General features: G+C 29.1%; 17 protein-coding genes. 7 read left to right on the forward strand and 10 right to left on the reverse strand.

What is annotated here, in order from left to right; all coding sequences use genetic code 11:
• Nucleotides 1–18: 18 nt before the first annotated feature.
• The gene (locus tag U881_RS0107735; protein ID WP_024653857.1) at nucleotides 19–4,479 is read left to right on the forward strand and encodes an ATP-binding protein; all 4,461 of its coding nucleotides are present in this window, start codon (nucleotides 19–21) and stop codon (nucleotides 4,477–4,479) included.
• Nucleotides 4,476–5,408 (forward strand): GGDEF domain-containing response regulator, encoded by a 933-nt coding sequence (locus U881_RS0107740; protein WP_084538455.1) that lies wholly within the window; start codon nucleotides 4,476–4,478, stop codon nucleotides 5,406–5,408. The genes U881_RS0107735 and U881_RS0107740 overlap by 4 nt, the downstream gene beginning before the upstream one ends.
• A gap of 13 nt (nucleotides 5,409–5,421) precedes the next feature.
• On the opposite strand, the gene U881_RS0107745 is transcribed toward U881_RS0107740, so the two are convergent.
• From U881_RS0107745 to U881_RS0107765, 5 genes are all read right to left on the reverse strand, one after another.
• Entirely contained in the window at nucleotides 5,422–6,450 is a 1,029-nt protein-coding gene (locus tag U881_RS0107745) for a hypothetical protein (RefSeq protein WP_024653859.1), read from the reverse strand.
• A gap of 109 nt (nucleotides 6,451–6,559) precedes the next feature.
• Nucleotides 6,560–7,192 carry an adenylate kinase gene (locus tag U881_RS0107750; protein WP_024653860.1) on the reverse strand — a complete coding sequence of 211 codons (633 nt, stop codon included), beginning with the start codon at nucleotides 7,190–7,192 and terminating at the stop codon, nucleotides 6,560–6,562.
• Nucleotides 7,193–7,222: 30 nt separating this feature from the next.
• Nucleotides 7,223–8,431 (reverse strand): TraB/GumN family protein, encoded by a 1,209-nt coding sequence (locus tag U881_RS0107755; RefSeq protein WP_024653861.1) that lies wholly within the window; start codon nucleotides 8,429–8,431, stop codon nucleotides 7,223–7,225.
• 24 nt (nucleotides 8,432–8,455) lie between these two features.
• Nucleotides 8,456–9,616, reverse strand: a complete 1,161-nt coding sequence (cheB, locus tag U881_RS0107760; protein ID WP_024653862.1) for a chemotaxis protein CheB — start codon at nucleotides 9,614–9,616, stop codon at nucleotides 8,456–8,458.
• A 34-nt stretch (nucleotides 9,617–9,650) separates the two neighbouring features.
• Nucleotides 9,651–10,511, reverse strand: a complete 861-nt coding sequence (locus U881_RS0107765; RefSeq protein ID WP_024653863.1) for a CheR family methyltransferase — start codon at nucleotides 10,509–10,511, stop codon at nucleotides 9,651–9,653.
• A gap of 235 nt (nucleotides 10,512–10,746) precedes the next feature.
• Between U881_RS0107765 and U881_RS0107770 the strand changes: the two genes are divergently transcribed.
• The gene (locus U881_RS0107770) at nucleotides 10,747–11,694 is read left to right on the forward strand and encodes a peptidylprolyl isomerase (protein ID WP_235048163.1); all 948 of its coding nucleotides are present in this window, start codon (nucleotides 10,747–10,749) and stop codon (nucleotides 11,692–11,694) included.
• Nucleotides 11,694–12,290: a diacylglycerol/polyprenol kinase family protein gene (locus tag U881_RS0107775; RefSeq protein WP_024653865.1), complete on the forward strand. Its 597-nt coding sequence runs from the start codon at nucleotides 11,694–11,696 to the stop codon at nucleotides 12,288–12,290. The genes U881_RS0107770 and U881_RS0107775 overlap by 1 nt, the downstream gene beginning before the upstream one ends.
• Before the next feature lie 16 nt (nucleotides 12,291–12,306).
• Here the strand turns inward: U881_RS0107775 and U881_RS13600 are convergent, their stop codons facing one another.
• From U881_RS13600 to U881_RS0107785, 3 genes are read right to left on the reverse strand one after another with little or no spacing between them, the layout of a single operon-like run.
• Nucleotides 12,307–13,071: a hypothetical protein gene (locus tag U881_RS13600; RefSeq protein ID WP_084538456.1), complete on the reverse strand. Its 765-nt coding sequence runs from the start codon at nucleotides 13,069–13,071 to the stop codon at nucleotides 12,307–12,309.
• On the reverse strand, nucleotides 13,068–13,952 hold the full coding sequence (locus U881_RS0107780) for a DNA/RNA non-specific endonuclease (RefSeq protein ID WP_024653866.1): 885 nt from the start codon (nucleotides 13,950–13,952) through the stop codon (nucleotides 13,068–13,070). The genes U881_RS13600 and U881_RS0107780 overlap by 4 nt, the downstream gene beginning before the upstream one ends.
• Nucleotides 13,952–14,569 carry a hypothetical protein gene (locus U881_RS0107785; protein WP_024653867.1) on the reverse strand — a complete coding sequence of 206 codons (618 nt, stop codon included), beginning with the start codon at nucleotides 14,567–14,569 and terminating at the stop codon, nucleotides 13,952–13,954. Before U881_RS0107785 ends, U881_RS0107780 begins: the two co-directional genes overlap by 1 nt.
• Before the next feature lie 124 nt (nucleotides 14,570–14,693).
• Between U881_RS0107785 and U881_RS12025 the strand changes: the two genes are divergently transcribed.
• Together U881_RS12025 and manA are read left to right on the forward strand one after the other, a co-directional pair.
• Entirely contained in the window at nucleotides 14,694–16,562 is a 1,869-nt protein-coding gene (locus U881_RS12025) for a fructose-specific PTS transporter subunit EIIC (RefSeq protein ID WP_024653868.1), read from the forward strand.
• Nucleotides 16,559–17,680 carry a mannose-6-phosphate isomerase, class I gene (gene manA / locus U881_RS0107795; RefSeq protein ID WP_024653869.1) on the forward strand — a complete coding sequence of 374 codons (1,122 nt, stop codon included), beginning with the start codon at nucleotides 16,559–16,561 and terminating at the stop codon, nucleotides 17,678–17,680. The genes U881_RS12025 and manA overlap by 4 nt, the downstream gene beginning before the upstream one ends.
• Before the next feature lie 59 nt (nucleotides 17,681–17,739).
• Here the strand turns inward: manA and U881_RS0107800 are convergent, their stop codons facing one another.
• Nucleotides 17,740–18,483 (reverse strand): DUF3996 domain-containing protein, encoded by a 744-nt coding sequence (locus U881_RS0107800; protein ID WP_024653870.1) that lies wholly within the window; start codon nucleotides 18,481–18,483, stop codon nucleotides 17,740–17,742.
• Between the two features lie 22 nt (nucleotides 18,484–18,505).
• Nucleotides 18,506–19,129 carry a DUF3996 domain-containing protein gene (locus U881_RS0107805; protein WP_024653871.1) on the reverse strand — a complete coding sequence of 208 codons (624 nt, stop codon included), beginning with the start codon at nucleotides 19,127–19,129 and terminating at the stop codon, nucleotides 18,506–18,508.
• Between the two features lie 487 nt (nucleotides 19,130–19,616).
• Between U881_RS0107805 and proS the strand changes: the two genes are divergently transcribed.
• A complete protein-coding gene (gene proS / locus U881_RS0107810) occupies nucleotides 19,617–21,086 on the forward strand; it encodes a proline--tRNA ligase (RefSeq protein WP_024653872.1) in 1,470 nt (489 codons plus the stop codon).
• Nucleotides 21,087–21,094 lie beyond the last annotated feature (8 nt).

A 21,094-nucleotide genomic window follows, 5' to 3' on the forward strand; every position in this document is an offset into this window, starting at 1 on the left:
ATATAAATAGCATGAATTATGCGAAGTTTAAATGTTTTTTTAGTTGTACTTTTTTTTTCTTATATCAGTTTGTCTGCCAAACAAATTCTTAAATTTAAGCTTGTGGATCAATATTATCCGTTATATTATAAAAATCAAGAAGGTAAGATTACGGGTATGATTTTTTATCTTCTTGATAAATGGGCAGAAGATTATGGTTATGAGATTAGTATAGAGTCTATTGACTATGTTGATCAAAATACAATCGAAGATGATGTGGTTTATTTGGGATTAACATATAATTCAGATTTAAGTGAGCATCTGTATTTTAAAAATGAAATTAGCAAATGTGTAACAGCATTGGTTTATAATTCAAATAAAAAACAAAAATTTACAAATTCATTTTTTTCAAAAGATTTGCGTGTAGGGGTTGTAAAAAATAGCTTATATGAAAATATTTTAAGATTGCATGGTCATGATGACAATATTTTTTTATTTTCAGATACAGAACAGTTATTCTTAGCATTAAAAGATAATAAGATTGATTTGATTTATGGAAGTTATAAATCATTATATTTTTTATGGCATATCTATTTTGATCCATCTTTTTTAAAAGTATTTAGTTCTGATTATTTTTATAGTTTTGGTATACGAGCTGCTATTAGTAGAAATGCTATTAGTGAACTAAAAGGCTTAAATATTGATCTGTTAAGTTATATGAAAGCCCTCTCTAAGAGAGAGTATGCTTCTTTTAAAGAATTGGATTACTTGTTTAAGCTTGATGTTGGAATATATAATGATTATCCTCCTTTTAGTTTTATTAATTCTAAAGGTCAATTTTCAGGAATTTTAGTTGATTTATGGAATGAGCTTTCTAGAGAATATTGTTTTTCAGTAAAATTTGTAGGATTTCCAAAGGAAAGCATTAAATGGGGTCTGGATGATAAATATGTATCTGTTTGGGGTGGAATCATTGAAGATAATAATGTTTTAAATTCGAGGATATACAAGGCAACAGATCCAATATGTTTACTTGATTTTAATTTATACTTTACTAATTCTAAAAATAGTAATAAAGTTTTAAATTCACAAATGATTGATTTTTCATTAACTGGAGTTACATCGGATAAAAGTACAGATATAGTTAGTAATTTTACAGATATAATTAGTAATTCGCATGGATTTATAGAAAATTCAATTACCACAAACTATTTATCAAGATTGTATGGACATAATAATGTGTTAAAGTTCAAAGATTCAAATTTTAATAAGCAGAAGTATTTGGTATTTTTTATTAATAGTAAAAAATTACAATTGTTTTCGTATATGCTAGATGCGTTAACAGCAAATATTTTATTTAATACTTTTTTAGAGATAGGTAAAAATTGGCTTAGTCAGAATGGGATTGAAGATTATCAAAATCATTTTTATGGAAATGTAAACAGCACCAATTTTAATATTGAAGAAAAAATTTGGTTACAATACAATGAAAAATTAAATCTTGCTGTTAAGGATTGGTATCCTATTGATTATATTGATTCTGGTCGTTACAAGGGAATAAATGAATGGTTAATTAAAAAGATAAGAAGACTAACAAAGTTGAATTTTAATATTATAAATGCTCCTGAGAAGGAGCTTGAAGAGTTGATGAAGTTGGGGAAAATCGACATATTGTCTTCTAATTTGGATAGTTCAAATACAGATTATGTTTTTAATATTAAGTCAGTTTCAGGGATTCCTTTGTATATTTTTTCTAATAAAACAAGCTTATTTGTTCCCAAAACATCTGATCGTATTGCGGTGCTTGATTTTTTGTATTCTAAAAAATTGGAAACGCAAGTAAAAGCACAATTGGTACAAGTAGGTAGTTTTAAAGAGGCTTTGGATCTTATATACAGGGGAAAGGTTAATGGAATTCTTAGTGATGAGTATACTGCTAATATTAATTTTGAAGATTTAAATGTTAGAGATATTAAAAAAATTATTACTGTTTCAAATTTATCATTTGATTTAAATATTGCCGTTTACAATCAAGATTATATTTTGGGGAGAATTATACAAAAAATTTTATTTCGTACAAATCTTAGTAGTAAATTATATTTTGATGATTGGGTATTTAATATCTATGAGCATTCTAAAGATATGAGATTGAAAAAATCTGGCATGTTAGTATTAACTGTTGTCTTTTTTGTTTTAACTATTTTAATGTCTTTCCTATTTAAGTTATTGAGAGAAATAGGATTTAGAAAAAAAATGTATTCTTATGTAATTAGTGAAAAAAAAGTTATTGAGGATGCTATTGCTGCTAAAACTATTTTTTTAGCGAGTATGAGCCATGATATTCGTACTCCCATCAATGGAATAATAGCGGCTACCGAACTTTTATGTAATACAGATCTTTTGGGCGTTCAAAAAGAGTATGTTCAAATGATCAATTATTCATCTACTTCATTACTCTTTTTAATTGATGAGATATTGTATATCTCTAAAATAGATATGAATGGTATATATATTGAAAATAATGAGATAGATTTAGAACATGAAATTGAAGAAGTTGTCAAAAGTTTTCAGTCGCAAAGTGCAAAGCAAAATCTTGATTTAATTTTTTATTCAAAAACAGACTTAAAAAATTATTTAATAGGGGATAGGTCTAGACTTAAAAAAGTGCTTATTAATTTGATAGGTAATGCTTTTAAGTTTACCCAGGACGGAATTATAGTTATAAACTATGAAATGATATTTTCTGGCGAAGATAATGATGGAAACAAAACAATTACTATTGAATTTAAAGTCAGAGATACAGGTAAGGGAATTAAAGAAGAAAATATACCCGTAATATTTGAATTGTTTAAACAGGGAGATGATTTTGATTCAAAAAAATATGGAGGAACGGGACTTGGACTTGCAATATCTAGAAAGCTTATCAGTTTGATGGGTGGCCCTGGCATTGCGGTTGAGAGTGAACTTGGCAAGGGAACAACTTTTTCATTTATGTTGCCTTTTATTTTGGGTAATAAGATTAAAGATAAGGAGACAAGTAAATTTGAATTAGTTAAGAATAAAAAGATTTTAATTTTGTTTTCAAGTAAGAGAACAGTTACTCTGTTAAATGAGATAAGTGAAATTTTGGATTATAAAGAGAATGTAATTAATTTTTATTCTTATGAGGATGCTTATAAAGAGTGTTATAAATATCCTTATTATGATTTTGTTTTTATCAATGTTGATGATTCTGGTTTACACAATTGTTTGCAATTTGCTGATCGGATTAAAAAATTAAATTTAAATGTAAGAATAGTATTTGTGTTCTACTATTTAAAGAGTGATGAGATCATTAATTTTAAATATGAATGTATTCAAAAACCTTTTAAAAGATGGGATTTTTATTCTGACTGGATTGTAAATGGTTCACTTGTAGATACTCCAGTAATTAGTGATTCTAATGTCCTTAAACTTAAGGATAATATTGGTATATTGATAGCTGAGGATAATGAGATTAATCAAAAAGTTTTAAAAAATATTTTGATTGTTATAGGTGTTAGGGAAGAGTATATTGATATTGTGGATGATGGTGTTAAGGCTATTGAATATTTAAAGACAAATAAATATGATATGGCTTTTATTGATATAAGAATGCCAAATTGTGATGGATTTACGGTATCTAAGAAAATACGAGAGTATGAAAGCCAAAATAACTTAAATCCATGTGTGTTGATAGCTGTTACTGCACATGCTTTAAGAGAATATAAGGATAGATGCTTGGAGAATGGAATGAATGATTATCTTGCAAAACCCATACGTATTAGTTCAATTAAGTGTATTTTAAAAAAATACTTACATATTGAAGTTAAGGATAATAGTGTTATAAGAGATGTAAGAGATGAGAATTTGGATGCATTGTCTGATTTTACCAATTTAGATATTAATCGTGCCTTAGAAGATTTAAATATTTCTTATGATATGTATATTGATTTATGCAGGGGCTTTGTTGAGATGAGTGATAATATTATACGTGATTTTGATGAGGCATTTAGTGTAAATAATGTGGTGTTAATAAAGGAATTGGCACATTCAATGGCAGGTGCTCTTGGTAATATGCGTAGTGGTTTATTTGATGCTTTTAAACAAATTGAGAATAGTCCAGATTCAATACGTGAACTTAAAATACTATACTCTAAGGCACGTCAAGACTTAGTTTTGCTTGTGACACAAATAAGAGAGCGTATATTGGGTATTGTTGAGATTGATAATAATCAGAAGATGGAATTTCAAAGCAATGATGAGTTTTTAGGTATTATGCAAAACCTTTTACATGGTATAGAAAGTAGGAATCCAAAAGAATATAAGAATATGCTTGAAATTCTTAAAAAATATCGTTTGGAGGGCGATAATATTGTATTATTTGATTCTCTTGTTACATATTTAAGATTATATAAATTTAATGAGAGTGTTAACATTGTTAAACGTATGATAAGCAATAATAAGATAGAGAAGTCATGATGCAAGGTATGATTTTAGATAGTTTTGAGGAAATTGCAGTTGAACCTCAAAAATTATTACTTGTGGATGATACGCCCACAAATTTGGATTTGTTAGTAGATATATTGCAACATGATTATGATATTAGAGTTGCACTGAGTGGGTTTGATGCTTTAAAACAAGTGGAGGCTGATAAGCCAGATTTAATATTACTTGATGTATTACTTCCAGATCTTAATGGTTATGAGGTTTGTAGCAGACTTAAAAATGATCCTGAAACTAGAGATATTGCTGTTATATTTATAAGTTCAAGAGATTCTATTGATGCTCAACTTGAAGGATTTAATGTTGGTGGTGTTGATTATATTTTAAAACCTTTTAATGCAAAAATTATTAATGCAAGAATTAAAACCCATCTTGAACTTAAAAGACTTAGGGATTATTTTAAGAATCTTGCAAGAATTGATGGATTAACCCAAATTCCTAATAGAAGGTTTTTTACAGATCAATTTGCCAAGTCTTGGATGCAGGCATTGGAACAAAAAAATAATGTTATTGTAGGAATGTTAGATATTGATTATTTTAAAAAATATAATGACAATTATGGACATACCAATGGTGATGAATGTCTTAAATTAATTGCAAAAAGTTTAAATAAAATTGCTATTAAGTATAAGATAGATGTTGCACGTTATGGCGGTGAGGAATTTATTTTATTTTCTGTAAATAAAAGCTTAAAAGAAATGATCGATATTGTAAGTATTTTAATTGAAGATATTAGAAATTTAGCAATAGTGCATGATTATAGTAGTGTTTCTAATTTCGTTACAGTGTCAATTGGTCTTGCAGAGCAAATTCCACAAGATTCCAATTTTACTAGTATCATTAAACTTGCTGATGATAAATTGTATGAAGCTAAGATTTCAGGACGTAATCAATTTAAATATTAATTTTTAAATAAAATTAAAACTTATAAGTCAAAGAAAATCCAATAGAGTCATAATAAATATACGAATTATTTGTAATTATTCTTTTTGTAATGTCAGCTAGTCCTATTGTATTTGCTGTATATACAGGCGCTGTTGAGAATTTTAATAGCATATCTAATGTTAGATTTTCTATAATTTGAATTTTTGCAACAAAGGATAAATTGTGGTAAAAGAAGTCACTTCCCCATCCTTTATTTTTTGTTGTACTTATACCTCTTGCATTGCCAATATATGTTTGACCTTCATATAAGAATCCAATTAAATTAAGCGGTATTGGCATTTTATATGCCAGAAGCGCATAAGGGCTCGTTATAAGTCCATTTACATTTTTGCCCTCATCAGCCTTATATTTCCAAAGTTGATTACTATGAGCATGAGGATTATTTCTATATGTAAAATTATTTCCAGCTACTGTTATAATGTGTGTCCACTCTCCATCAAGTATGGCATTTAGATCAAATTGTAGCCTACCTCCCATCATAATTTCAGAATAAAATTCAGGAGAAGTTGAGTATTCCCCATTGCCAAGATGTACTCCAACGCCTTTAAATCCAAATCCTTGCCAACCCATTCCAAATTCAATTCCTGTGTATAAATTTACAAATGCTATGGGAGTAAAACTGACTTTTCCTTGCAATAGTGCAATTACGGGTGCAAGTCCAAAACAGGCATCAATGTCTATTCCATTATTTTGAAGTAAAGGTGAATCGGGATTATCTGCTAGTTTGAAAAACTTATGGTATCCAAAATATGATATCAATTGAGCACTTCCCCAAGAGCTGGATTCAATCTGTTTGTTTGGTGCTACCGATTCGAATTTAGGAGTAATAAAACTTGGAGAAAATTTACTATCCAAAGTTCCAAGTGCATTTGGTGGATAATAGGCCATTTGAATGTTTATGTAGAAATATTCTGTTTTGTCTTGTTTTTTTTCTGACTCTTCTTTTGAGTATCCCAAAGTAGCTTTTAACAATATTAGTATTGTAAATAATTTTCTTAACATATGAAACCTTTAACACCTTTTTTATATAAAATATTTTCATTGTTTATTTTATTATACTTTATTTTTTTGCATAAAGTTAATTGTTTTAATTGTAATTTTAGATTACTTTTCAAGTTTTTGATATAATATCGATTAAGCTTTTTGCTACTTCATTAATATCTTTTGATGCGTCTATATTATGAAGCCTATTGCTTTGTGAGTAAAAATTTATTAGTGGTTTTGTTTGTAAATTATATTCTTGGAGTCTAATTTTTAGAGACTCTTGTGTATCATCTTTCCTTTGGTAAAGAGTACCTTTGCAAAAATCACAAATCTCTTTTTCTTTTGTTGGAAGTGTGTATATGTTGAATATTCCGCAACAAGATTGGCATATTCTTCTTCCAGAAAGCCTTTTTACTAAAAGTTCTTCGTCAATTAAAAAGTTTATTATTTTAATATTATCTAATAATTTATCTAATTCTATGGCTTGATTGATATTTCTGGGAAATCCATCGAGAATAAAGTCGTTTTTATGTTCAATAGTATTGATTTTATCTGTGACGATTTTAATTGTAATTGAGTCGGGTACTAGTTGTCCATTTTCAACTATTTGTTTGATTTCTTTACCAAGGGGTGTAGCATTTGCTATGCTTGTTCTAAACAAATCACCTGTTGAAATGTGATAATAATTTAGTTTATTTGATAAGATCTTGGCAATTGTACCCTTTCCAGAACCTGGAGGACCTAAAAAAACAAGTTTCATAATATAACTCCTGTATAATTTATTTGATATTTAACTGAAGATATTTAATAAGAATTTAAAACCAACAATTGTTCCAATTGCGGATCCGATGTTTACGAAAAATACTATTAATAAAATTTTTGTAACTTTATTCCTAAAATATCCTTTTATGTTGTGCAAATCTTCTTGTAGTTTTTCAAAATCTTTTATTTTTGGTTTATTGATATATGCCTCAACGAGTCCTGCTACCATACCTGTTCCAATAAATGGTATTAGAGAAAATATTGGAGCGCCAAGTGCTGCTGTTAGTATGGTGATGATATTAGCTCTTAGTAAAATGGCTGCAATGCCTGCAAATACAGAATTGCATATTATCCAGATCTCTAAGTTTTTATATGCAAATGCAAAGTCTTTAAAGTAGAATGAACTTGCTATCAGCATAATAATTGAGATTGTTATTAAGTAAGATATTAATTTGCCGATTGTGAACTTATTTTTAGGTACAGTATTGAGTTCGTCAATGTTAGTATTTTTTTTATTATCTTGAATTTCTCTTAAGTTTTTTATTATTCCCTTTACATGACCAGCTCCAACAATGGCAAGAATTGTTCCTGAGCCTTCGAGTATTTTACTTGCTATAAATTCGTCTCGTTCATCAATTAAGACTTTTTTTACAGTGGGGATTTCTTTTGCAAGTTCTTCCATCATATTTGATAGGGCATCTTCTTCTTTAAGTTTTTCAATTTCGTCTTCTGTAACTTTTATATCTGAAAATGAAAACAGACTTGATATTATTTTGGCTTTTTCAAAAATTGGCACAAGGTTCCAAGCTCTCTTTAGTGTTGTCTCTACTTTTCTGTCTGCAAGTATTAAAGGTATGTTATATTCCTTGGCTTTTAAAATGGCTGTTTTCATTTCTTCTCCAGGGTTAATTCCTTGTTCTTTTGCTAATTTGTTTTGAAAGTTACTTAAAATGATTTGTACTATTAATAAAAATGCCTTTCCTTGTTTGATTACCTTGTATATGTCTAGATTGCGCCATTTTTCATTTTCATCTGTTTCTAAAATTTTATGGTAACGAGCCTCATCAAGCTCAACTGCGATAAAGTTTGGTTTTAATGTATCAATTAAATCAGCTGTGTCTTGTGAGCTTTTTTTTGATACATGTGCTGTTCCCAGTATATATATTTTATATTGGCCTATTTCGAGAGTATTGACGTGTGAAAAGCAGTTTTTTGTGTTCTCTTGTTTGTTTTCCAAAAGTTATCCTTGTCTTTTTAAAATTTAACCATCAAGAAGGATGGTTTCTAATAATTTTACCACATGACCTATTGAAACTATATAGTCTACATTATTTTCTTCTATTGCTATTTTGGGCATTCCAAATACTACTGAGCTTTCTTCATCTTGTGCAATAGTCACTCCGCCAGCTTTTTTAATGTCTCCAATTTCTCTAGAACCGTCATTTCCCATTCCGGTCATTATAAAAGCTATAGCTTTGTCTTTGACGTTTTCTGATATTGATTTAAATAGTACTCCTATAGAAGGTTTATGTCCGTTGACATTTTCCGCATCAAAAATTTCTATTTGATAATTATTATTTACCCTGTTTATTCTTATATGATATCCTCCGGAACCTATGTATATAAATCCTTTTTTAATTATTTCTTTATTTTGTGTCTCTTTTACACTTAAGTTACAAATGTTATTAAGGTTTTTTGCAAATTCTTTGGTAAATCCTTTTGGCATATGTTGAACAATCACTATTGGAATGGGAAAATTTTTGGGAATTTTTGGCAAAATTGTTTTTAATGCTGCAGGACCTCCTGTGGATATTCCAATAACAATTATTTCAAATTTTCTATTTTTAAGTTTTTTTAAATCTTTTTCGTCTACTATTTGTTTTTGATTAAGGCTTGTTATTGTGCTTTTGTCTTTTGTGTTAGCTAAGTTACGATTTGTTATTTTTATTATATGCAATTTATCTTCTTTGGCTTTGTTCTTTGTGGGAGAATTGTGTGTTTTTGAATTAGAGTTAATATTAGTTATGATTTTGGTCTTTATGGTTTTATTTCCATAAATTGTAAGTAAATTTATGATTTTATCTTTTATTTTTTCTAATTTGTTGTCAATTTTTATTATAGAATCATCAGCGCCTTTGATTATGGCATCTATTGCAATGTCTTTGTTGGATGATAGTATGATGACGGGAATTTTTTTGTTGATATTTTGCTTTTTCTGTATGAATTCAATTTCTTTTATAGTTTCTGTTTCTAAGCTGAGTAATACTACATCTGGTTGCTTTTTTAATTTTTTGAGTGCAAAGTCTGTATTTGCTGCGGTTGCAACAACTTCAAGTTTTGAAGAGGAATTTATTATGTCTGATATAGTCTTTCTATTGACAGACGAAGCTTCAATAACGAGCACGTAAATTTTTGTTCGCATTTCTTTTTGCTCCTATAGACCTGCTTGTGTCGAATTATAGTTTATATTTGTTTCGGAACGTTAGTTTTCCTTTGGGAATATTATCGTCATCCTTTTCATATATTATGGTCCAAGGTGTCCTTAAGAATTTAAAAGGAAGATTTAGACCAAAGAGCGATTCTGAATGCCCAATAAATAAATAACTTTTCATTGCCATAGAAGAGTAAAACTTGTTTAAGACTTTAATTTGTGATTTCTCGTCAAAATATATAAGTACATTTCGACAAAATATGACATCTATATTTGAAAATCCGTTTTCATAATTTAAATTATGATAATCAAATCGTATGTGTTTTTTTATGTCGTCTACTACTCTATAACCATTCATGTGAGGTTTAATGTATTTTCTATACTGTGCTGGAATATATTCACATTTTTGAGTTGAGTAATATCCGTCTTTTGCTATCATTAAAGATTTTAAGCTTAAATCGGAAGCTATAATAATAAAGTCAAAATTTTCTGGAAGATAATATTTAAGCACAAATGCCAATGAATATGGTTCTTCTCCTGTTGAGCATCCTGCAGACCATATAACAATTCTATTTTTATTTTCTTGTGTTTTAATATTTATTAATTTTGGAATTATAAATTTTTCAAAAGTTGTAAAATGAGCTGTATTTCTAAAAAATCTTGTTAAATTTGTAGTAACTAGATCTAAGAAATATTCTTTTTTCAATTTATCTGAAATTATTAGTTTATATAGTTGTTGTGGGGTATTGATATTTTCAAGTTCATGTATTGCATCGTGAATTCTACTTTTTAATACAATCTTGTTTTTTTCATCAAAACAAATACCACTATTGTCATATATGAAATTACAAAATTTGATTAGCAGTTCATCATTAATGTTCAACATTTATAAAGTCCAATTATATGAAATTTCTTATATATTATTAACATAGTATTATTAAATTGCTTCAAATTTCCAGTGAATTTACATAATTTTTTTCAAAAAAATTGTACAATTAGTGCTGGTAAATTTAATTTGAATATTAGTCTTTAGTTTAAGGAATACATTTGTGAATAAATATTTATTGTGTTTTGTTATTATTTTAATGCTAGTAGCTTGTTCTAGCAAAAAGGAAGATTTAATGAAAAAAAATGGAATATTTGCATTAATTGATACAAATAAAGGTACTATAAAAATTGAACTTTATTATAAACTTGCTCCTTTAACCGTGATGAATTTTATTGGTCTTAGTGAATGTGTTATTAAAAATTCTGTTACAAATCAACCTTATTTTGATAATCTTATTTTTCATAGAGTTGTTGATGGATTTGTTGTTCAAACAGGTGATCCTACTGGTACTGGTACTGGAGGGCCTGGTTATGTATTTCCTGATGAGTTTAGTAAAGATTTAAGTCATAATGAGGCAGGTATTGTTTCCATGGCTAATGCAGGTTCTGATACTAATGGGAGTCAATTTTTTATTACTCTTTCAGATAATCTTACGTATCTTGATTATAAGCATTCAATTTTTGGTAAGGTTATTGAGGGAATGAACATAGTTCAGAGTATAAGTCAGGGAGATAAAATAGAGAAAGTAAGGATTGTTCGTGTTGGTGATGATGCAAATTCTTTTAAAGTTGATGATGAAGAATTTGCAAAGTTGAAAAGTAGTTATGAAGCAAAAAAGAGAGAAGAAGTTGAAAAATATATGTCTTTGCAACTTGAGATAATTGATAAGGATTACAAAGATTTTAAGAAAGATAAAAGTGGTGTTTTGTATAAATTGACAAAATCGGGAAGTGGTAAATGCGTTAAGGATGGTAGTGTTGTAAGAGTAGATTATGAAGGTTTTTTGCTTAATGGAGTGAAATTTGATAGTTCTATTGATAGGGGCAATCCAATAGAGCTTGTGGTTGGTAGTGGTCAAGTGATTGAAGGTTGGGATGTAATGTTGTCAAATATGTGTGAAGGAGAAGAGAGAGTGATAATAATTCCTCCAAATCTTGCTTATGGAAATAAACAGATTGGGGATCTTATCAAGGCAAATTCTTTTTTAAAATTTAATATTATTTTAAGGAAAGTTACTTAATGTTCAATCGAGTTTTTTTTGACGAAAATATTAAATATGAATTTTATAGAAAATTTTTTCATATCTCTACTTTAGTATTTTTATTGCTTTATAAAGTAAATTTTTGGATAGGTTTTTTTGCTAGCTTATTTTTTATGGTTGTTTACTTAATATTAGAATTATTAAGAATCATGGAAAAAAATTTGTTTTTTTTCAAAAATTTATCAGATATATTGGTGAAGACTAGGAAAGTACCTTCTTGTAAGATATATCTCTCTCCAATATTTTTGATAGTAAGTATATTTTGTACTTATTTTTTTATAGAAAAACCTTTTAGTTATATTGGGATATTGTCTGCATGTCTTGGAGATGGTTTTGCAAGTCTTTTTGGTAAACTTATTCCGTCTTTTACGCTTGTAAATAATAAAACATTTGCAGGAAGTTTTTCTGTGTTTTTAGTTGCTTTTATAGTGTGCTATTATTTTTTTCCAAATTGCTTTCTGGCGTCAATTGTTGGGATGGGAGCTATGCTTGTAGAACTTTTTGATTTTGCAAAATACGATAATTTGTTTTTACCTTTAGGGGTTGCAACTTTATCTTTTTTATTGGTAACTTAAATTTATTGGTTTTAGATTACAGCCAATAAAAGAAAAGTTTGCCTGCTTCTTTTAAATATATTGGCACTCCTATTAAAATTGGGATAAATTCGTAAGGCATTTCTGTAAAATTGAGATATGTTCCAAGTATTATTGATGATATTGATATGAAAAGTAAAAAGTAACTTAAATTTTTTTTCCTTAAACAGGCTACTAAAAAATTTATTAATATTAGTAGTAGGAATAAATAAACATAAAATTTATTTTCTCCTATTGGCGAGAGAAAGTTATTTGTGTTTTGATAAGTATTGATAGGTATTAGGTAGCTATAGATCATAGAAAAAGTAAAAATTAAATAAATGGCATAAGTTATTGATTTAATTTGAAAATCGCATATGTATAGACTTAAAAAAAATAGATTTAATAATGAGAATATAACTATTAAGTGATAAAATTTCATAAAGAAATAAAGTTCTAAACTCAATGTATTGCTTAAAAGATAGTATTTAAAAATTGCAATGGGCTCAAGTATATAAGAACAAATAAAACAATAAAAAAATACAAATTGTATATTGTTTGTTCTCTTGTAATTGATATATGTCCAAATTGATCCTATGACTCCGATGTTGAATATAAAGAATTTATTAACCAAGGTCAATAAATTTGTATTATAGATTTTAATAAGATAGTTATAGAAGTTTATGCTAGTATGTGCGTAGTAAATAAATATTGATATAACAATTATTCCTAAGCTTAAGGTTGTTAATAAAAAAAAGTTTAATTTTAAAAATAATGTTTTCATTGAAATTCCCAAGTAGATATATCTTTTTGCATTTTAATTATCTTTTTTATTTTAGCATCAAGTCTAGCAAAAAAATCTATTTGTGTTTTCTCTTCAATTGAATCGACATTCACAACATAATTTCTTAAATCTGTATCTTGTGCTTTTTCGTTTGGGATAATAAAAGCTACAATTTCATAATTATTACTATTATTGTTTAATGCCAACACGATTTTGTAAAAGTCTTTTGGTATTAAAATCTTGTTATCTCCAATAAATCCTATGTTTTCTGTTAAAATTCCTGCGCTAATAATATAGATCTTTTCTTTTGAAATAGCCCATTTTCTAACTCTTTGTTCAAGTCTAAGCCAGATTCCTGAGTTAAATGACCTGTCTTGAGGAGAAATGTTCGATAAGAAGTAGGTTTCTAGCATTGCTTCTTTAGAAAAAGACATATCAGCGGAACTGATGATATGTCCCCTATCATATCCGCTGTGTAGATAGTCACTTAGTTTTGGTGCAATACCTTCTATATCTGGATCTTCAAAAAATCTTCTACTTCGAGTTATTTTTCTTTCTCTAAGTAAAGTTAAGGCCAGTTCGACCATTTCTCTTTTTAATTGGTAAGCTACCCATTCTGATTGTCTTGCGCTCTCAGCATATCCTAAGGAATAATATTTTTTGTGTAATACTTGGGTAGTAAGATATCCTTGTGGTAATAGGTATTCTTCTTGTAGTTCTGCTGGAGTTTGAGGTCCGTAAATCCTATCTTTAATGGCTTCTAAGCAATTAGAAGCCATTTCCTTCATTTTGTCTACGATTTTTGGATTTGTATATAAAAATAAGATTCCTAGTATAATTGCTATATTAAGAGCGATCAGATTTTTTAGCTTTTTTTTCATTAATTTTCTCCTTTTTGATTATTTAGATTATATCTGATACCAAAGTCAAAAGAAATGTTAAAAGTATCAAGAAATAGGCATTCAATTTTTGAATATATATTGAGGTTAGAAATGGATTCTTTTGTCGAAAATTCAAAAAATATGTAAGGTTCTATTACGTAGGGTATTCTTTTATAAAATCTAAAATTTCCTATTAGATTTGTTGCTAGATAAAATCGTCCTCCAATACCCGTGCTAATAGATAAGTACTTTGATTGGTTAAATAGGTTTATGATATTCCAATTTATTCCTATACCAATATAAGTACTTGAAAATTGGATTTTTTTGGATATGTTATAGTCTTCAATCATTAGAATCATACAAACGGCCATAAAATCAAGATTATTGGTTGCAAATATATAGTAGGGTCTAAATATTATGTGATTGGTTTTTGCATTTAGAAAAAATCCCGTTCCAAGTCCTATGCCTGTTGAATAAGTGAAACCTCTATCTATTAAAAATAAACTATTTTTCTTTCCTTTTTCTTTTGAAGTTGGATTTTCTTTATTATTTATTTCATTATTTAATGAATATAAGTTAACGCATAATAGTAAGTAAAAATATATTCTTTTTTTCATAATTAAATTATTTTAAATAATATACAATAATTTGCAAATAAAGAAGAGTGAGTGGGATGGAGAATAGAAATTTAATCTTTATACTGTGATAAAATTAATTTAAGTACTTAGGAGGTTTAAGGTTATGTTTTTAGATTTTTTAAAAAAGGAACTTATTTTTGTATCGACTAATATTAGTGCCAAGGATGAAGCAATTGATTTTTTAGTAGATCAAGTGAGTGAAAGAGGTTATACGTATGATAAATCAGAATTTATGCAAGGATTACTTGATAGGGAAAATGTTGGTGATACATCTTGGGAGAATGGAGTTGCTGTTCCACACTTTATAGGAGATGTTTTTAAAACAAGTTTTATTTCATTACTTTACATAAAGGGCGATGGTATAAAGTGGTCTGATGACAATCCACCTGTTAATTTAATATTTTTGATTTGTATGTCAAAGGATCAACAAGGTACTGAACATATTAAGTCAATTGCCTTCATAGCCAGATTGTTTGAGGATGATGATTTTAAAAATTTTTTAAAAGATAAAAATAATCCTGATGAAATTTATTCTTACATAGAAAATGTTGAAAATAATTGTTCAGAGGGTGATATTGGTATTCATAAATCAGACAAGATATTGGCTGTATGTGCTTGTCCTGTAGGAATTGCACATACATATATTGCTGCTAAGAAACTTGAATTTGAAGCTAAAAGACAGGGATACGATATTAAAATAGAGACCCAGGGTTCTATTGGTATTGATAATCCTTTAAGTAGAGAGGATATTGAGGCTGCGGATGTTGTAATACTTGCAGTAGATAAGGATGTTGATGAGGCAAGATTTGCGGGTAAGAGGGTTTATAAGACTTCAACGGCAAGGGCTATTAATGATGTAGAGAATGTTATTAGAGAAGCATTTAGTGCTCCAGTATTGGCACTTAAAGATATTCATGCCTTTAAAGATAAGTCTAATAAGGGCAAATCTGGTTTTTATAAATATTTAATGAGTGGTGTCTCTCCCATGGTTCCAATTGTGGCAAGTGGTGGTATTTTAATAGCTCTTGGAATATCTCTTGCAGGAATTGGTTCTGATGGTCCAAATTTTGCTCAATATCCTTTTTATGAAAAAATTACAAATATTGGTGGCGTGGCTTTTAGTATGATGTTACCAGTACTTGCGGGATTTATTGCAATGTCAATTGCTGATAAGCCAGGTCTTGCACCAGGTCTTGTGGGAGGAGTACTTGCCAGAGATGTTAAGGCAGGGTTTCTTGGAGCAATACTTGTAGGATTTATGGCAGGTTTTATTGCACGATGGATAGCAAGAAGACAAGTACCTGAATGGCTAAGACCTGTAATGCCTATATTTGTAATTCCTTTAATAAGTACCGTTATTATTGGATTTTTTATGATGTATGGAGGTGTTTATATTAGTCGATTTATGGAAGTTCTTGAAAATGGTCTTAGGGAGCTTCAGGGTAATTCAGAGGTGCATGGCATTATAGGAAAGTTGTTACTTGGGGCAATACTTGGCGCTATGGTATCAATTGATATGGGAGGGCCTTTTAATAAAGTTGCATTTTTGTTTGGTGTTGGTATGATTTCTCAGGTTCCACAAATAATGGGTATGGTTGCATCAGCTATTCCTGTTGCTCCTATGGCTATGGGACTTGCTACTTTTATTATGCCTAAATTATTTGAAGAAGAAGAGAGAGAATCTGGAAAAATATCATTCTTGATTTCATTTATTGGTATTAGTGAGGGTGCTATTCCTTTTGCTGCTAGTGATCCTGCACGAGTTTTGCCTTCAATAGTGCTTGGAGGTGCTGTTTCAAGTATTGTTGCAGCATTTTGGGGTGTTGCGGATCACGCTCCACATGGAGGACCAATAGTGTTACCTGTTGTTGATCATAAATTTGGATTTATTATTTCAATAGCCATTGGTGTTGCTGTGGCTACGTCTATGGTTCTCTTCTTAAAATCTTTAAAGGTTAGGGTATCTAAATGAATGTTGATAATATATTTTTGATGAAAAATGAAATTAAAGAGTATGATTGGGGTGGAGCTAGCTTCATTCCCTTTCTTTTAGGTCAAGAGGAAGATGGTTTACCTAAAGCTGAAATGTGGCTTGGGGCTCATAAGACATTTTCTAGTCAAATATTGGTTGATGGGGAGTATGTTTCTCTTTGTTATTTTTTAAAAAAACATACAGATCTCTTGGGACTTAAGAATGAATTGCCATTTTTATTAAAAATTCTCTCGGCTTATAAACCTTTGTCAATTCAAATACATCCTTCAAAAGATCTTGCGTTAAAAGGCTTTGAGCTTGAAAATCATAAGGGCATAAGTATTAATGATTCTAAGAGAATGTATAAGGATGAAAATCCTAAGATAGAACTTATTTATGCTTTAAGTGACTTTTATGCTATTAAAGGTTTTTTGCCTCTAACTGAAATTAACCATATATATAGAAGATTGGGATTGGATTTTAATTTTGCAACGCATGAGTCATTTGTAAAAACGGTATTTGATTTACAAGAATTCGAAATTGATAATGTTATTAATAAAGTGATAGGCAATTTAAATTTTATAGACGAGTTTAGAGCTTCTTGGTTTAGTGGAATTTATAAGATTTATGGTGTTGATATTGGTCTTTTGTTATTTTTAGGAATGTATATTTTTAAATTAAAACCAGGTGAAGTGATTTATACGGAGAGTCGGGAAGTACATGCTTATCTTAGAGGTGAGTGCATTGAACTTATGACTAATTCTGATAATGTGATTAGAGCAGGTATTACGACTAAGCATGTTGACAGAGATGAAATTTTGAAGGTTGCGAGGTTTGATGAAGGAGTGTTTTCATTGTTAAAAAGTGAAAATATTGATGGTTTTAATGTATTCAAATTACCAGGTACCAACTTAAGTTTGTTTCAAAAGTATATAGTCGGAGAGAGTTACTTTAAAAGAGTTGGTGTTATGATATTGTTGGTTATAAGAGGAAAATTGTGGATTAATAATAAGATTGCTCTTAAGATGGGAGAGAGTGTGTTTATAGGAAATTGTGATTGTGAGAGAGAATTACTGATTTGTGGTGATGGAGAAGTTTTTATTGCACTTTCTTTGTGATTAGTATGTTTCATATGTTAATTTTTGGTTTTAAGGTAAACTTAATGTTTATATAAGTTTTATATAGATATTTTAATAAACCCAATTGCGAAAAACTTAAATCGCATTCCTTCGAATATTATCTTTGGTTCTGTTAAAAATATTGTTGGACCAAGTGTGGGGTAAATTTTAAATCCTAACAATAAATTCTTGGTTATTTTGTATTCTATTGATAGGGGTAGCCTGGTTACTATTCCTATTCTGTCATAAGGTGATGGCTCTGTGGCTTTCTTAGGAGTTAAATTTGCTTGGGACCAATCTGCTCCGATTCCAAAACCTCCTCCGACTATTAAATGTTTTCCTATTTGTTGTCTAAAAATTAAATCGATGGCAATTAAATTGTAAGGTTTAAAGTTTTGAGTATTGAAGTACAAAAAGCTACCATATCCAAGATCTATGTCTATGTATGGAATTGAAATTAAAAGATTAACGAAAGGATTTCCTGTTCCTGTTCCTGCTGCAAATGAGTACGGATGTTTGTTTTTCTTATTACTTGCAGCCTTATGTGGTTTAGGTTCTGGCTTAGGTTCTGGTTTAGGTTCTGGCTTAGGTTCTGGCTTAGGTTCTGGCTTAGGTTCTGGTTTAGGCTTTGGCTTAGGCTTTGGTTTCTTGGGAACAGTGGGTTTGTTATTGGTGGTACATATAGTTCCATCATTTTCGTGTTTGCATTCTATAAAATACATACTATCAGATTGAGAGAAGGCAGAATGGTATAAGCTGAAGATTAACAATAATGTAAATATTTTTCTAGTCTTTTTTTTCATTCATTTTCCTTTATATCATGTTTTACATGTATAGTTTTATGAATCCAAAACCAAGAAAACTAAATCTTATTCCTTCCATTGATGTGCTGGGATTAAATTTTATTGTTCCACCAATTGTTGTAATAGCTTTAAAACCTATGACAACATTCTTTAAAAAAGCATATTCCAATATAATGGGAAGTCTAAGTGTAATGCCCAATCTGTTGTTGGATGAAGTTAATGAAAACTCTTCTTGTTTATTTTGATTTTGGTTATTTAGTGTTACATTGGAAGCATCTTGTTCGTTTTGTTTTACTTGAGATAAGTCAACACCTATGCCAACTCCACCGGTAAGAGTTGTATTGTGATAGACTTCTTCTTTAAATAAAATATCAGTTCCAACGACAATGTAAGGTATAAAATTATTGGGATGTAGTCCGTTAAAACCTCCATATCCAAAATCTACTCCTACATAAGGGAAATCGAACATGATATTGGTTATAGGGTTTCCAATTCCAAATCCTATGCTAAACTGTTGTTTTTGATGAGAGCTGTTCTTGGAATGTTGTTTATTTAATGCTTTATTGAGCGCGTCTGTATCGATGGTTGTTGCGACAGATAAACTTATGCTCATGAAAATCATAATTATTTTTAATTGTGTTTTCATAAATTTTCCTCCAATTTATGTTTGATTAGATGTGTATGATTTTAAAAATTATATTTCATAAAATGCAAGATGTTTATGTTTTCTTGTATAGTCGATATTGTTTGCTTTATTTTGTTTATTGTATATGTTTTTTATATTGATATTATGTGCGTATTACCATTTTTCTAATAATTTAAATTATTAATAGTTTTTAATATGGATATAAATTTATATAGATTTTGCTTATAAATTATTTTTTTTATTGTTTGATATCATTGTAAAATTAATTTTTAATGTAGAATTTATTAAATATCTTTATTTTGTTATTGTTCTAAGGTTATGGTGTGAATGAATTTAGAATATTGAGATAATGTTGGGATTGAGCTTATTATATATATTATTATATATAATAAGAGCTTTATGATAAAAAATAAATTTTTTGCTTTTAAGTGCAAATTATTTTATGTCTTTATAGGTAGGTTTTAAATTTTTAGGTAAGGTGAAGTTTATGGATGATTTTATTGCTTCAAAGGAAGAAGAATTTTCTAAGTGGTATTTGGATATAGTGCAAAAGGCTAAACTTGTTGATTATAGCCCTGTTAAGGGTTGTATGGTTATTATGCCTTATGGATATGCTATTTGGGAACGAATTCAGAGTATACTTGATGATAAATTTAAAGAGAGTGGACATGAGAATGCGTATTTTCCATTGCTTATTCCTTATGAATTTTTAGAGAGAGAAAAAGAGCATGTTAAGGGATTTTCACCAGAATTTGCTGTTGTAACAACAGCTGGTGGTGAAAAGTTGGCAGAACCTTTGGTTTTAAGACCTACTTCTGAGACAATTATTTGGAATATGTATAGCAGATGGATAAAATCTTATAGAGATTTACCTATTAAAATAAATCAGTGGGCAAATATTGTTCGTTGGGAAAAGAAGACAAAACCATTTCTTCGTACTACTGAATTTTTGTGGCAAGAGGGACATACTGCTCATGAAACTTCCGATGAAGCTAAGGAAGAGACTCTATTTATTTTAAATCTTTATAAAAAATTTGTTGAAGATTATTTAGCTATTCCCGTATTTTATGGCAAGAAAACAGAGAAAGAAAAATTTGCGGGTGCTGTATCTACTTATACAATTGAGGCGTTAATGCAAGATAAAAAGGCTTTGCAAGCAGGAACATCGCATTATTTGGGATTAAATTTTGCCAAAGCTTTTGATGTTAGATTTCAAAATAAAAAAGGTGAGATGGATTATGTTTTTGCCACTAGTTGGGGAGTTTCAACGAGGTTAATTGGTGCACTGATTATGGTTCATTCTGATGCTAAGGGTTTAATTTTGCCGCCTAAGATAGCGCCAATTGAAATTATTATTGTTCCTATTTTTAAAAAGGATGATGATATTAATAAAAAAATTCTTGAATATACAAATAGTATTTTTGATATTTTAGTAAACGAAAAATTTAGGGTTAAGATTGATAAAGACTTTAAAAACACACCAGGGTTTAGATTTGCTGCTGCAGAATTTGCAGGAATTCCAATACGAATTGAAATAGGTTCTAATGATATTGTAATGGATTGTGTTACTGTTGCAAGAAGAGATAGAGATAAAAATTCTAAGTATCAAGTATCGGTTAAAGAGTTGTTGTCTAAAATGAAAGAAGAACTTGAAGATATGCAGTGCGAATTATTTAATAAAGCGTTAGAGTTTAAAAATTCAAATACCAAGGAAATTATTGGAGTTGAGGGAAATGATTATGGTACTTTTAAAACTTATATCAATGAGCATTTAGGGTTTGTACTCTCTTCGTGGTGTGGTGGTGAGGTTTGTGAAGAGAATATTAAAAATGATACTAAGGCTACAATACGGTGTATTCCAGAAGGTTTACAAAATACAAAATCCTTAGATAGTGTGACTTGTATTTATTGCAATGCATCGGCTAAGCATTTTGTTTTATTTGCAAGGGCTTATTGAGTCCTTAC

This window comes from Borrelia persica No12 (genome assembly GCF_000500045.1).
Classification (GTDB): domain Bacteria; phylum Spirochaetota; class Spirochaetia; order Borreliales; family Borreliaceae; genus Borrelia; species Borrelia persica.